A 13,301-nucleotide genomic window follows, 5' to 3' on the forward strand; every position below is an offset into this window, starting at 1 on the left:
GAAGTGATCGCGGTCCCGCAACCCGTGTCCGGATCGCGGGACCGACGTACGGCGTCTAGGAGTTGCTCACGGCCACCCAGCGCTCCAGCGTGCGCCGGGCCGCGCCCGAGTCGATGGACTGCGCCGCCTTCGCCATACCGGCGCCGATCTGCTCGGCGAGGGGGGCGTCGGTGGGGTGCAGGGCCACCAGCGCGGCCGCCGAGTTGAGCAGCACCGCGTCCCGCACCGGGCCGGTCTCCCCGTCCAGCAGGCGCCGGGCGACATCGGCGTTGTACGAGGCGTCCGCGCCGCGCAGCGCCTCCACCGGGACGAGGTCGATGCCGACGTCACGGGGGTCGAAGGTCTCCTCGCTCACCTTGCCGTCGCGCACCACCCAGACCCGGGAGGTCGAGGTGGTCGTCAGCTCGTCCAGCCCGTCGTCGCCGCGGAACACCAGCGAGGAGTTGCCGCGCTCGGCGAACACGCCCGCCACGATCGGCGCCATCCGCGGATCGGCCACCCCGACGGCCTGCGCCCGCACCCGGGCGGGGTTGGTGAGCGGGCCGAGGACGTTGAAGACCGTCCTGATGCCCAACTGCCCGCGCGCCGCGCCCGCGTGACGCATCGCCGGATGGAACTTCGCGGCGAAGCAGAAGGTGATCCCGGCCTCCTCGACCACCTGGGGGACCCGCGCCACGGGCAGCTCCAGATTGACCCCGAGCCGCTCCAGCACGTCCGAGGAGCCGGAGGCGGAGGACGCGGCCCGGTTGCCGTGCTTGACGACCTTGGCGCCCGCGCCGGCCACCACGATCGCGGACATCGTGGAGATGTTGACGGTCTTCGCGCCGTCCCCGCCGGTGCCCACGATGTCGACGGTGTCGCCGGACACCTCGATCACATGGGCGTGCGCGTACATCGTGCGGACGAACCCGGTGATCTCCTCGACCGTCTCGCCCTTGGCCCGCAACGCCACCACGAAGCCGGCGATCTGCGCGTCGGTGGCCTCGCCGCGCATGATCAGGTCCATCGCCCAGGCCGTGTCGTCGGCGCTCAGGTCGCGCCCCTGGAACAGGCCGTTCAGCAACGGGGGCCAGGAACGGCCCGCCGCGGTGTCGCCTCCAGCGGGGGTCACAGCGCTCATAAGGCCGCTCCTGAGTGTCGTAGAACAGTGTGCTCCCACCCTATCCAGCCACGGGCACGGCGAAGGGCCCCGTCCGTACACCGGACGGGGCCCTTCGCCGTGGCGTGGCAGCGATCAGTGGTGGCCGTGGCCGCTCGTGATCTCCTTGTACTCCTCGACGGTCGGCTTCGGAATCTGGGACTCCTCGCCGTAGTACGCCTTGCTGAGCTTGACGCGCAGCTTCTCGGTGCCCTTCACCTTGCGCTCGACGCCGTTCTCGTCGACGACCGGGCCGAGCTCGGCCGGCTGGTACTGCTCGTGCGCGGTGAGGGTGTGCAGCGCGTCCTGGCTGAGCGGCTCGTGCACCTCGATGAACTCACCGTGCGGCAGGCGCTTGATGATGCCGGACTCGCGACCGTGCAGCACCTTGTCCTTGTCGCGGCGCTGGAGGCCGAGGCAGATCCGCTTGGTGATGACGAAGGCCAGGACCGGGGCGACGAAGAACCCGATGCGGACGAACCAGGTGATGGCGTTGATCGACAGGTGGAAGTGGGTGGCCCAGAGGTCGTTTCCACCACCGATCAGCAGCACCATGTACCAGGTGATCCACGCGACACCGAAGGCCGTACGGGTCGGGGCGTTGCGCGGGCGGTCCAGGATGTGGTGCTCGCGCTTGTCGCCGGTGACCCAGGACTCGATGAACGGGTAGACCGCGATCGCGACCAGGACCAGCGGGAAGATCATCAGCGGGATGAACACACCCAGGACGAGCGTGTGACCCCAGAAGTTGATCTCCCAGCCCGGCATGACACGGATCAGGCCCTCGGAGAAGCCCATGTACCAGTCGGGCTGCGCGCCGGTGGAGACCTGGTCCGGCCGGTAGGGGCCGAGCGCCCAGATCGGGTTGATCGTGGCGATCGCCGAGATGGCCGCGATGACACCGAAGACCAGGAAGAAGAAGCCTCCGGCCTTGGCCATGTAGACCGGCAGCAGCGGCATGCCGACGACGTTCTTGTTGGTCTTGCCGGGGCCCGCGTACTGGGTGTGCTTGTGGTAGACGACCAGGATGAGGTGGCCGACCACCAGACCGAGCATGATGCCCGGCAGCAGCAGGATGTGGACCGAGTAGAACCGGGCCACGAAGTCGCCGCCCGGGAACTCACCGCCGAAGAGGAAGAACGACAGGTACGTGCCGACGATCGGCACGGACAGGATCGCGCCCTCCATGAAGCGGACACCGGTACCGGAGAGCAGGTCGTCCGGGAGCGAGTAACCGGTGAAGCCGGTGAACATGCCCAGGACGAACAGCAGGAATCCGAAGACCCAGTTGATCTCGCGCGGCTTGCGGAACGCGCCCGTGAAGAACACGCGCATCATGTGCACGAACATGCCGGCGAGGAAGATCAGCGCCGCCCAGTGGTGGATCTGCCGGATGAGCAGACCACCGCGGACGTCGAAGGAGATGTGCAGCGTGGAGCTGAACGCCTCCGACATCAGCTGGCCCTGGAGCGGGACGTAGCTGCCGTGGTACTCCACCTCGTTCATCGACGGGTGGAAGAACAGCGTCAGGTACACACCCGTGAGGATGATGATGATGAAGCTGTAGAGGCAGACCTCACCCAGCATGAACGACCAGTGGTCGGGGAAGATCTTGCGCATGTTGGCCTTGGCCAGGCCGTAGACGCCCAGCCGGCCGTCCGCCCAGTCGGCGACGCGCTCGCCGGCGGGGGCTTTCCCGCGCGAGCGGGACTCGTTCTTCTCGTTGGTGCTCATCCGCGCTCCCAGAATGCAGGACCGACGGGCTCATCGAAGTCGCCGAGCGCCTCGAGGTAGCCCTCGTCGTTCACACCGATGCGCAGCTGCGGCAGGGCGTGACCGGCGGGACCGAAGATCACTCGGGCACCGTCGGAGAGGTCGAAGGTGGACTGGTGGCACGGGCACAGCGCGTGGTGCGTCTGCTGCTCGTACAGGGAGATCGGGCAACCGACGTGGGTGCAGATCTTCGAGTACGCCACGATGCCCTGGTAGGACCAGTCGAGCTCGCGCTTGTCCTTGATGTTGTCCGGCTGGATGCGGACGATCATCAGGGCGGCCTTGGCGATCTCCTTCTGGAAGTCGTGGTCGTGCTCCTCCAGACCCTCCGGCTTGCAGAAGGTGAGGGAGCCGACCGCGACGTCCGAGGGACGCAGCGGCTCGTTGGTGTTCATGTTGACCAGCAGCTTGCCCTTGGACCACAGGGTGTGGCGGAGCTTGGTCCCGGGCAGGGGGCCGAGGTCGCGCAGGAGCACGACACCGGAGAGCGGGAACAGCGCCAGCGCTCCGAACATCGTGTTCCGGATCAGCTTGCGACGGCCGATCGCGGACTCCTTGGCACCGTCCGCGAAGTCGGCCAGAACCTGGGCCTTGACCTCGGGGGACGCCTCGATGGGGTGACGCTCGTCGGCGACCTCGACGTCCGACATCAGCGTGCGGGCCCAGTGGACCGCGCCCGCGCCGATGCAGAACAGCGAGACGCCCAGCGTCATGCCCAGCGCGAAGTTCAGCGCGCTGATGTGACCCAGCGGGAAGATGTAGACCGACTTGTCGGCGGGGATCGTCACGTAGGACGCGATGAAGCCGACCGTGGCCAGCATCGACACCGTGAACATCAGGGCCACCGCGCGCTCGGACCGCTTGGCGGCCCGCTCGTCGATGTCCTGGATCCGGTGCTCGTGGGGCGGCAGACCGGGGTCCGCGAACGGGTCCCTGTCGTCCGCGACGCTCACCGCGCCGTGTGCGTCCTGCTCAGCGGGCAGGTTCTCTTCTGGAATGTCTTGGCTACTCATGACTTCTTGGCCTTTGCGGTCCGAGCGGCGACCCAGACGGCGACCGCGATCAGCGAGCCGAGTCCGAAGACCCACGCGAACAGGCCCTCACTGACCGGACCGAGTCCGCCCAGCTCGAGACCACCGGGGCTCTCGGTCTCGTCGCCGTTGACCGCGTCGAGGTACGCGATGATGTCCTTCTTGTTCTGCTCCGACAGCGTGGTGTCGGGGAACGAGGGCATGTTCTGCGGGCCGGTCTGCATGGCCTCGAAGATGTGCTTCGCGGACACGCCCTCAAGCGACGGCGCGTACTTGCCGTGGGTCAGCGCACCGCCCTTGCCGGTGAAGTTGTGGCACTGCGCGCAGTTGGTGCGGAACAGCTCGCCGCCCTTGGCGATGTCGGCGCCCTCGGGGCCGTACTCGGCCTCGGTCGGGATGTTCGGGCCGGCGCCCAGCGAGGCGATGAACGCCGCGAGCTGGTCGATCTCGGCCTGCGAGTAGACGACCTTCTTCTTCGGCGCCTGGGCCATCTGGGAGGTGGCGGCCGGCATACGGCCGGTGCCGACCTGGAAGTCCACGGCCGCGGCGCCGACACCCACGAGGCTCGGACCGTCGGTGGTGCCCTGACCGCCGGTTCCGTGGCAGCTGGCGCAGCCGACGGCGTAGAGCTTCTTACCCTCGTCGATGGCGAGGGACTGGGCGGTTTCGTCTGCCTGCGCCTTGCCCGTGGGCGCGACAAAGGCGTACAGCCCCCCAGTGGCCGCCAGCGCGAGGAGTAGGACGACGACCGCCGCCAGCGGATGGCGTCGTCGTGCGGAGAGCTTTTTCACGGATTACCCCGGTGTCAGGATCTTCTGCGTCGATGCTTCTGGGATGTGCGCTTGCTTGCTCGTTGCGTGCAGCGCGCGGGAACGGACCCGGCTACTTGATCATGTAGATCGTGGCGAAGAGGCCGATCCAGACGACATCGACGAAGTGCCAGTAGTAGGACACGACGATGGCGGCGGTTGCCTGCTCGTGCGTGAACCTCTTCGCCGCGTAGGTGCGGCCGAGGACCAGCAGGAAGGCGATGAGGCCACCCGTCACGTGCAGGCCGTGGAAGCCGGTGGTCAGGTAGAACACCGAGCCGTACGGGTCGGAGGAGAGCGAGAGCCCGTCCTTCTTCACCAGCTCGGTGTACTCGTAGACCTGGCCGCCGATGAAGATCGCACCCATCACGAAGGTGATCTGGAACCACATCCGGAGCTTCTTCACGTCACCGCGCTCGGCGGCGAACACGCCGAGCTGGCAGGTGAGGGAGGAGAGCACCAGGATCGTGGTGTTGGTCGCCGAGAAGGGGAAGTTCAGGAAGTCTGCCTTCTCCTTCCAGAACTCGGGACCGGTCACCGATCGCAGGGTGAAGTACATCGCGAAGAGGGCCGCGAAGAACATCAGCTCGGAACTCAGCCAGATGATGGTTCCGACGCTGGTGAGGTTCGGCCGGTTGACCGACGGGTGCGCGTGCCCGGTTTCTACTGTCGTTGCTGTCGCCACGACCGACATTATGTCGGTCGCTTATCCCGCCCTCACTCCGGGGGGTGCCGTTCGGAGTGTCTCCCTGCTCCATACCGGTGTTGACGTGGTGTTCAAGGGAGTAGCATCCGCCCCAACGGGCCTGCCCTTAACGACGCCGACGTCACGGAGGAACAATGCAGCCGACCGCCACGGTGCTGGTCTACAGCGACGACTCCACCACCCGCGAACAGGTGCGGCTGGCCACCGGCAGACGCCCGGCCCCGGACGCCCCGCTGGTGGAGTTCGTGGAGTGCGCGACGCCGGCCGCCGTAGTCAGGGAACTCGACAAGGGCGGCATCGACGTCTGCGTGCTGGACGGGGAGGCCGTGCCGATGGGCGGCATGGGTCTGTGCCGTCAGATCAAGGACGAGGTCTTCAACTGCCCGCCCGTGCTGCTGCTGATCGGGCGCCCGCAGGACGCCTGGCTGGCCACCTGGAGCCGCGCGGAGGCCGCGGTGACCCTCCCGGTGGAACCGGTGGAGTTCGCGGCCTCGCTGGCCTCCCTGCTGCGTGAGCGGAAGGCCCTGCACGCCTGACGGGCGCGCGCGGTCTCAGACGCTCTGCGGCCGCAGCCGGGCGCGTTCCTCGGGGCGCGGGGCGTCCGGTGTGCCGCCCACCAGGGCGCTGCCGGACCGCCACTTCGCCCAGGCGAGGTTCCAGTCCCCGAAGCCGTTGCCGAAGGATTCCATGGTGTCGCCGTCGGAGTTGACGACCTGCACCAGGTCTCCCACGCTGACGGTCTTGAAGAACCAGGCCGCGTTCGAGGTGCTCATGCCGACGCAGCCGTGGCTGACGTTGGCCGAGCCCTGGGAGCCGACGGACCAGGGGGCGGCGTGCACGTACTCGCCGCTCCAGGTGACCCGGGTGGCGTAGTACACGGGCAGGTCGTACGACTCCGCCGAGCCCTCGGCGATGCCGATGCTGGTACCGCGCATCCGTACGAAGTACTCCTTGCCCAGCACCACCTTGACGCCGTTGCGGGTCTCGAAGCCGGGCTTCCCGGTGGTGACGGGGATGGAGTTGATTTCCTCGCCGTTGCGGTAGACCGTCATCCAGTGCGTGGAGGCGTCCGCGACGGCCACGACCCGGTCCCCGGTGGTGATCCGCAGCGGCTTCGCCTTGCCGCCGCGCAGCCGGTCGCTGATCCTGACGCCCTCCAGGTTGCTGCGCACCTTGATGGTGGCGTTGGCGGGCCAGTACTCCTTGGGGCGGTAGTGCAGCTTGGTGTCGTCCACCCAGTGCCAGGTGCCGTGCGCCGCGGGCAGTGACTCGACCCGCAGCGCCCGCTCGACTATGGCGCGCTGGTCCTTGTCCTTGACCGGCTTGCTCAGTTCGGCCGTGATGGGCTGGCCGACGCCGTACGTGCCCTTCTCGGGGCCGAAGGTGACGTCCAGGCGCTTCTTGGTGAGGGGCTTGCCGGTGTCGAAGGAGACGACCCGGCGGCCGGGGGCGCCGTCCTCGTCCTCGGTGGACACGCGGACCGTGTAGCGGGCGTCGGCGGCCAGCGGGGAGGTGCTGTGCCATCTGCTGCCGTCGGCGGAGAGTTCGCCGCTGACGTGGCGTCCTGTGGCGTCCAGGGCCGTGACGTCCGTGATGCGCCCGTCGGAGCTCTCGGCGGTGATCACCAGGGGCTTGTCCGGGTCGGCCTTCTTGCCCTCCTTGGTGGGGGCGTTGAAGGCGATCTGGTCCGCCGCGTCGTACGGCGCGGCCGACAGCGGGTTGTCGTCCCCGCCGCACGCCGAGGCACTCGCGCCGAGCGCGATCACCAGCAGCGTGCAACCGACGACGGTGCGGGTGCGCGGAGTTGGGTTCATGTCCGACACGCTAGGGAGCAACGTCAAGCGCGGCGCGCCGGGTAACTCCTACGAGTGACCATTCGCGCGGCAAAAGGAGGAGCCCGGACCCTCCTGACGGAGTGTCCGGGCTCCCGAGCGCTCGGCGCGTGCTACTGGGTGCGGTTCTCACCGCGGTAGTACTCGAAGACCCAGCCGTAGATCCCGACCAGGATCAGCGGGGCCGAGAAGTACATCAGCCACCAGCCGATGGCGACCGAGAGGAAGGCGAGCGCGCCACCCACGGCCAGGGCGAGCGGCTGCCAGCTGTGCGGGCTGAAGAACCCGACCTCGCCGGCGTCGTCCGCGACGTCCGCGTTCTTGTCGTCCTGCGCGCCGGCGTCCACCCGCTTGGCGGTGAAGCCCAGGTAGAAGCCGATCATGATGGACAGACCGAACGCCAGGAAGAGGGCGGTCGTACCGGCCGGCTCCTTCGACCACACGCCATAGACGATCGCCATGACGAGGATGAAGACGCTCAGCCAGATGAACATCCTGCCTTGGATCTTCACTTGCCGGCCTCCTTGCCACCAGCGACGGCCTTGTCACCGTGACCGGCGTTCTCGAGCTGGTCGAGAGCGGCGATCTCGGGGTGGTGCAGGTCGAACGCCGGGGATTCGCTGCGGATCCGCGGCAGGGTGAGGAAGTTGTGCCGCGGCGGCGGGCAGGACGTCGCCCACTCCAGGGAGCGGCCGTAGCCCCACGGGTCGTCGACCTCGATCTTCTTGCCGTACTTGGCGGTCTTCCACACGTTGTAGAAGAACGGCAGGATCGACAGACCGAGCACGAACGAGCTGATCGTCGAGATCGTGTTCAGGGCGGTGAAGCCGTCGGCCGCGAGGTAGTCCGCGTACCGGCGGGGCATGCCCTCGGCGCCCAGCCAGTGCTGGACCAGGAAGGTGCCGTGGAAGCCGACGAACAGCGTCCAGAAGGTGATCTTGCCGAGGCGCTCGTCGAGCATCTTGCCGGTGAACTTCGGCCACCAGAAGTGGAAGCCGGAGAACATCGCGAACACCACGGTGCCGAAGACGACGTAGTGGAAGTGCGCCACCACGAAGTACGAGTCGGAGACGTGGAAGTCCATCGGCGGCGAGGCCAGGATGACACCGGTCAGACCACCGAAGGTGAAGGTGATCAGGAAGCCGGTCGCCCAGAGCATCGGGGTCTCGAAGCTCAGCGAGCCCTTCCACATGGTGCCGATCCAGTTGAAGAACTTCACACCGGTCGGTACCGCGATCAGGAAGGTCATGAAGGAGAAGAACGGCAGCAGCACACCGCCGGTGACGTACATGTGGTGCGCCCACACCGTCACGGACAGACCCGCGATCGAGATCGTCGCCGCGATCAGGCCCATGTAGCCGAACATCGGCTTGCGCGAGAAGACCGGGATGACCTCGGAGATGATGCCGAAGAACGGCAGGGCGATGATGTACACCTCTGGATGGCCGAAGAACCAGAAGAGGTGTTGCCACAGCAACGCGCCGCCGTTGGCGGAGTCGAAGATGTGCGCACCGAACTTGCGGTCCGCCTCCAGCGCGAACAGCGCCGCGGCCAGGACGGGGAAGGCGAGCAGGACCAGCACACCGGTCAGCAGCACGTTCCAGGTGAAGATCGGCATACGGAACATCGTCATGCCCGGAGCGCGCATGCAGATGATCGTGGTGATGAAGTTGACCGAGCCGAGGATGGTGCCGAAGCCGGAGAAGGCCAGACCCATGATCCACATGTCGGCGCCGACGCCCGGGCTGCGGACCGCGTCCGAGAGCGGGCTGTAGGCGAACCAGCCGAAGCTGGCGGCGCCGTCGGGGGTGAGGAAGCCACCCACCGCGATGAGCGAGCCGAACAGGTACAGCCAGTAGGCGAACATGTTGAGCCGCGGGAACGCCACGTCGGGCGCGCCGATCTGGAGCGGCATGATCCAGTTCGCGAAGCCGGCGAACAGCGGCGTCGCGAACATCAGCAGCATGATCGTGCCGTGCATCGTGAACGCCTGGTTGAACTGCTCGTTCGACACGATCTGCAGGCCCGGACGGGCCAGCTCGGCGCGCATGAGCAGCGCCATGACGCCACCGATGCAGAAGAACGCGAACGACGTGACGAGGTACAGCGTTCCGATCGTCTTGTGGTCAGTGGTGGTGAGCCACTTGATCACGACGTTGCCGGGCTGCTTGCGCCTGACCGGCAACTCGTCCGCGTAGTGGGACTCTGCCGCCGCGGCACCCTGGGGTTCGTTGAGGATGCTCACAGGTTGTTCGTCTCCCGGTTCTTCTCGTGGCTCGTCTGGGCGATGCCGGCGGGAACGTAACCGGTCTGCCCCTTCTTCACGAGGTCCTCGAGGTGCTTCTCGTACCGCTCCTGCGAGACGACCTTCACGTTGAAGAGCATCCGGGAGTGGTCGACGCCGCAGAGCTCGGCGCACTTGCCCAGGAAGGTGCCCTCCTGGTTCGGGGTCACCTCGAAGGCGTTGGTGTGGCCCGGGATGACGTCCTGCTTCATCAGGAACGGCACGACCCAGAAGGAGTGGATCACGTCACGCGAGGTGAGGACGAAGCGGACTCGCTTGCCCTCGGGCAGCCACAGGGTCGGACCCGGGTTGCCGGTCTGGGGGTTGCGCGTGCTCGGGGTACCGCAGTCGTAGACACCGCCGGCGTCGGCCGGGAAGTCCTCCTTGAAGCGGTCCGGGATCGCGTCCAGTTCCTTGGACTTGGTCGCGTCACCGGTGGAACCCTCGACGTCGGCGACGTAGTTGAAGCACCAGCTCCACTGGAAGCCGACGACGTTGACGGTGACGTCGGGGTCGTCCTTCAGTTCGAGGAGCTTCGACTCGTCGCGGGCCGTGAAGTAGAACAGCACCGAGACGATGATCAGCGGGACGACCGTGTACAGCGCCTCGATCGGCATGTTGTACCGGGTCTGCGGAGGAACCTCGACCTTGGTCCGGCTGCGCCGGTGGAAGATCGTGCTCCACAGAATCAGGCCCCACACCAGCACGCCGGTGGCCAGCGCGGCGGCCCACGATCCCTGCCACAGGGAGAGGATCCGCGGAGCCTCTTCCGTGGTCGGGGTGGGCATACCAAGGCGGGGGAAGTCCTTGTATGTGCAACCGGTGGCGGTCGCCAGGACCAGGCCCGCGGTCATTGCCTGCAGCAGCTTCCGCCGCATCGGGCGCCGCGGCGAGCGGTCGGAGCCGTTGGGACTCACGTAGCGCCTTCCCGAGAGTCTCGCCCGCGCGGTCGGCTGCGGCCTTCTCGCTGGTCGGTCGCCGCCCTGCGTCGGGCAGGGGTTTGGATGTTTATGCGGACCAAACCCTAGCCGACGCTCTCCGGGGGTTCGCGGGGAGGGGGGCCTAGTGGGTTGGGGGTTCGCTGGATTGGCGGCTGCGGGTGCGTAGTGGCTGGTCGCGCCCGAGGCGCGGCCGCGGGCGGCACGGGCCCGCGCCCCTGGGGAGTTAGCGTTGCGGGGTGTCCTATTTTGACGCTGCTTCCAGTGCTCCCCTTCACCCCGTCGCCCGTCAGGCCCTGTTGGCCGCGCTGGACGAGGGGTGGGCCGATCCCGGGCGGTTGTACCGGGAAGGGCGCAGGGCCCGGATGCTGTTGGACGCGGCCCGGGAGGCCGCCGCCGAGGCGGTGGGGTGCCGGGCGGACGAGCTGAACTTCACCGGGTCCGGGACGCAGGCCGTGCATGCCGGGATCGCGGGGGCGTTGGCCGGGCGGCGGCGCGTGGGACGTCACCTCATCGTGTCAGCCGTTGAACACTCTTCCGTACTCCATTCGGCCGACGTCCATGAGCGGGAGGGCGGCTCCACCACCCGGGTGACGGTCGGTCGGGCGGGGGCCGTGGACCCGTCGGTCTTCGCGGAGGCGCTCCGGGCGGACACCGCGTTGGCCTGTCTCCAGTCGGCCAACCACGAGGTGGGCACCGAGCAGCCGGTGGGCGAAGTGGCCGGAAGGTGCCGGGAGGCGGGGGTGCCGCTGCTGGTGGACGCGGCGCAGTCGCTCGGGTGGGGGCCGGTCGAGGGGGGCTGGTCGCTGCTGGCGGCCAGTGCCCACAAGTGGGGCGGGCCGTCCGGGGTGGGCCTGCTCGCCGTGCGCAAGGGGGTCCGGTTCGCCCCCCAAGGGCCGGTGGACGAGCGGGAGTCCGGGCGGGTGGCCGGTTTCCAGAACCTCCCGGCCATCGTGGCGGCGGCCGCTTCCCTGCGGGCGGTGCGGGCCGAGGCGGTCCAGGAGGCGGCCCGGCTCCGGGAGCTGACGGAACGGATCCGCACGCGGGTGCCGGGACTGGTGCCGGACGTGGAGGTCGTCGGCGATCCGGTGCGGCGGCTGCCCGGGATCGTCACCTTCTCCTGTCTCTATGTCGACGGGGAGAGTCTGCTGCACGAGCTGGACCGGGCCGGTTTCTCCGTCTCGTCCGGATCGTCCTGCACGAGCAGCACGTTGACGCCCAGCCATGTGCTGAAGGCGATGGGGGTGCTGAGCGAGGGGAACGTCCGGGTGTCCCTGCCGTCCGGGACGGCGCGGGAGGACGTGGAGCGGTTCCTGGAGGTGCTCCCGGGGGCGGTGGCCTCGGTGCGGGAGAAGCTGGGGGCGCCGATGCCCTCGACCTCGGTGCGGGAGGACGTAGTGCGGGAGGACGTCCTGGTCGTCGACGCCCTGGGCAAGCGCTGCCCGATCCCGGTCATCGAGCTGGCGAAGGTCATCGGGGAGGTGCCGGTGGGCGGCACGGTCCGGGTCCTCTCCGACGACGAGGCGGCCCGCCTGGACATCCCGGCCTGGTGCGAGATGCGGGGCCAGGAGTACGTGGGAGAGGAACCGGCGGACGGCGGAACGGCGTACTCGGTCCGCCGGGCCGGCTGAGCGAACCCGGGGGCGCCGGAACCCGCCCAGGGGCGCGGGGCTGTGTCACGACACGCGGCTACCGCCGCGGGGGCGCGACCGGCCCCCACACCCCCGCGGCCGAACGACTCAGCCCAGATGCCCCTGCACCTCGGCCGCCGCCTCGTCGCCGTACGCCTTGGTGAAGCGCTCCATGAAGTGGGCCCGGCGCAGCTGGTACTCCTGTGTGCCCACGGTCTCGATGACGAGCGTGGCGAGCATGCAGCCGACCTGCGCGGCACGCTCCAGCGAGACCCCCCAGGCCAGGCCGGAGAGGAAGCCGGCACGGAAGGCGTCGCCGACACCGGTGGGGTCGGCCTTGCGCTCCTCGTCCGGGCAGCCGACCTCGATCGGGGGCTCGCCGGCCCGCTCGATCCGGACGCCGCGCGAGCCGAGGGTGGTGACCCGGTGGCCGACCTTGGCCAGGATCTCCCCGTCGGACAGCCCGGTCTTGGTCTCGATGAGCCCCTTCTCGTACTCGTTGGAGAAGAGGTAGGTCGCCCCGTCCAGCAGTATCCGGATCTCGTCGCCGTTCATCCGGGCGATCTGCTGGGAGAAGTCCGCGGCGAAGGGGATCGAGCGCGAGCGGCACTCCTCGGTGTGGCGCAGCATCCCCTCGGGGTCGTCGGCGCCGATCAGAACGAGGTCGAGGCCGCCCACCCGGTCCGCGACGGTCTTCAGCTCGATGAGGCGGGCCTCGCTCATCGCGCCGGTGTAGAAGGAGCCGATCTGGTTGTGATCGGCGTCCGTGGTGCACACGAAGCGCGCGGTGTGCAGGGTCTCGGAGATGCGCACCGACTCGGTGTCCACGCCGTGGCGGTCCAGCCAGGCCCGGTACTCGTCGAAGTCGAAGCCCGCGGCGCCCACGAGGATCGGCCGGGTGCCCAGCTGTCCCATGCCGAAGGCGATGTTCGCGCCGACGCCGCCCCGGCGGACGTCCAGGTTGTCGACCAGGAAGGAGAGCGAGACCGTGTGCAGCTGGTCCGCGACGAGCTGGTCGGCGAAGCGGCCGGGGAAGGTCATGAGGTGGTCGGTGGCGATGGAGCCGGTGACTGCGATGCGCACGGCTGGGATTCTCCTGCGGATGCGGAGGCGATTGACAGTTAACGCTACCGGGTCCCGTGGGGACCCAGAAGCAGCC

12 protein-coding genes are annotated in these 13,301 nt (G+C 68.5%); 2 read left to right on the plus strand and 10 right to left on the minus strand.

Translation table 11 applies throughout. The annotated features are described in order from the left end of the window. Positions 1-55: 55 nt before the first annotated feature. The 5 genes from trpD to AB0E07_RS00940 all read right to left on the minus strand — a co-directional run bounded on the left by trpD (position 56) and on the right by AB0E07_RS00940 (position 5,445). Positions 56-1,120 carry an anthranilate phosphoribosyltransferase gene (trpD, locus tag AB0E07_RS00920; RefSeq protein WP_362244948.1) on the minus strand — a complete coding sequence of 355 codons (1,065 nt, stop codon included), beginning with the start codon at positions 1,118-1,120 and terminating at the stop codon, positions 56-58. Positions 1,121-1,234: 114 nt separating this feature from the next. Then, positions 1,235-2,872 (minus strand): cytochrome bc complex cytochrome b subunit, encoded by a 1,638-nt coding sequence (locus tag AB0E07_RS00925; protein ID WP_362244950.1) that lies wholly within the window; start codon positions 2,870-2,872, stop codon positions 1,235-1,237. Then, a complete protein-coding gene (locus AB0E07_RS00930; protein WP_362244952.1) occupies positions 2,869-3,924 on the minus strand; it encodes a Rieske 2Fe-2S domain-containing protein in 1,056 nt (351 codons plus the stop codon). The genes AB0E07_RS00925 and AB0E07_RS00930 overlap by 4 nt, the downstream gene beginning before the upstream one ends. Further along, a complete protein-coding gene (locus AB0E07_RS00935) occupies positions 3,921-4,733 on the minus strand; it encodes a c-type cytochrome (protein WP_362244954.1) in 813 nt (270 codons plus the stop codon). Before AB0E07_RS00935 ends, AB0E07_RS00930 begins: the two co-directional genes overlap by 4 nt. Before the next feature lie 91 nt (positions 4,734-4,824). Then, on the minus strand, positions 4,825-5,445 hold the full coding sequence (locus tag AB0E07_RS00940; RefSeq protein ID WP_269658852.1) for a heme-copper oxidase subunit III: 621 nt from the start codon (positions 5,443-5,445) through the stop codon (positions 4,825-4,827). A gap of 146 nt (positions 5,446-5,591) precedes the next feature. On the opposite strand from AB0E07_RS00940, the gene AB0E07_RS00945 reads away from it, so the two are divergent. Continuing rightward, on the plus strand, positions 5,592-5,993 hold the full coding sequence (locus tag AB0E07_RS00945; RefSeq protein ID WP_362244956.1) for a hypothetical protein: 402 nt from the start codon (positions 5,592-5,594) through the stop codon (positions 5,991-5,993). A gap of 15 nt (positions 5,994-6,008) precedes the next feature. On the opposite strand, the gene AB0E07_RS00950 is transcribed toward AB0E07_RS00945, so the two are convergent. From AB0E07_RS00950 to coxB, 4 genes are all read right to left on the minus strand, one after another. After that, positions 6,009-7,271 carry an Ig-like domain-containing protein gene (locus AB0E07_RS00950; RefSeq protein WP_362244958.1) on the minus strand — a complete coding sequence of 421 codons (1,263 nt, stop codon included), beginning with the start codon at positions 7,269-7,271 and terminating at the stop codon, positions 6,009-6,011. Between the two features lie 131 nt (positions 7,272-7,402). Continuing rightward, positions 7,403-7,801 carry a cytochrome c oxidase subunit 4 gene (locus tag AB0E07_RS00955; protein ID WP_362244959.1) on the minus strand — a complete coding sequence of 133 codons (399 nt, stop codon included), beginning with the start codon at positions 7,799-7,801 and terminating at the stop codon, positions 7,403-7,405. Further along, positions 7,798-9,534, minus strand: coding sequence for a cytochrome c oxidase subunit I (ctaD, locus tag AB0E07_RS00960; protein WP_362244961.1), 1,737 nt, complete (start codon positions 9,532-9,534; stop codon positions 7,798-7,800). The genes AB0E07_RS00955 and ctaD overlap by 4 nt, the downstream gene beginning before the upstream one ends. After that, positions 9,531-10,490, minus strand: coding sequence for a cytochrome c oxidase subunit II (gene coxB, locus AB0E07_RS00965; RefSeq protein ID WP_362244963.1), 960 nt, complete (start codon positions 10,488-10,490; stop codon positions 9,531-9,533). Before coxB ends, ctaD begins: the two co-directional genes overlap by 4 nt. Positions 10,491-10,750: 260 nt before the next feature. Between coxB and AB0E07_RS00970 the strand changes: the two genes are divergently transcribed. Beyond that, positions 10,751-12,142 carry an aminotransferase class V-fold PLP-dependent enzyme gene (locus tag AB0E07_RS00970; protein ID WP_362244965.1) on the plus strand — a complete coding sequence of 464 codons (1,392 nt, stop codon included), beginning with the start codon at positions 10,751-10,753 and terminating at the stop codon, positions 12,140-12,142. Positions 12,143-12,250: 108 nt separating this feature from the next. Here the strand turns inward: AB0E07_RS00970 and AB0E07_RS00975 are convergent, their stop codons facing one another. Then, positions 12,251-13,225: a carbohydrate kinase family protein gene (locus AB0E07_RS00975; protein WP_362244967.1), complete on the minus strand. Its 975-nt coding sequence runs from the start codon at positions 13,223-13,225 to the stop codon at positions 12,251-12,253. Positions 13,226-13,301: the final 76 nt, after the last annotated feature.

Origin of the sequence: Streptomyces sp. NPDC048002 (genome assembly GCF_040653275.1) — a bacterium.
GTDB lineage: Bacteria > Actinomycetota > Actinomycetes > Streptomycetales > Streptomycetaceae > Streptomyces.

Bases quoted from the DNA above. Each gene is read 5' to 3' on its own strand.
- AB0E07_RS00925 (WP_362244950.1), bottom strand. From the start codon at position 2,872: ATGAGCACCAACGAGAAGAACGAGTCCCGCTCGCGCGGGAAAGCCCCC.
- AB0E07_RS00945 (WP_362244956.1), top strand. From the start codon at position 5,592: ATGCAGCCGACCGCCACGGTGCTGGTCTACAGCGACGACTCCACCACC.
- AB0E07_RS00940 (WP_269658852.1), bottom strand. From the start codon at position 5,445: ATGTCGGTCGTGGCGACAGCAACGACAGTAGAAACCGGGCACGCGCAC.
- AB0E07_RS00930 (WP_362244952.1), bottom strand. From the start codon at position 3,924: ATGAGTAGCCAAGACATTCCAGAAGAGAACCTGCCCGCTGAGCAGGAC.
- trpD (WP_362244948.1), bottom strand. From the start codon at position 1,120: ATGAGCGCTGTGACCCCCGCTGGAGGCGACACCGCGGCGGGCCGTTCC.
- AB0E07_RS00950 (WP_362244958.1), bottom strand. From the start codon at position 7,271: ATGAACCCAACTCCGCGCACCCGCACCGTCGTCGGTTGCACGCTGCTG.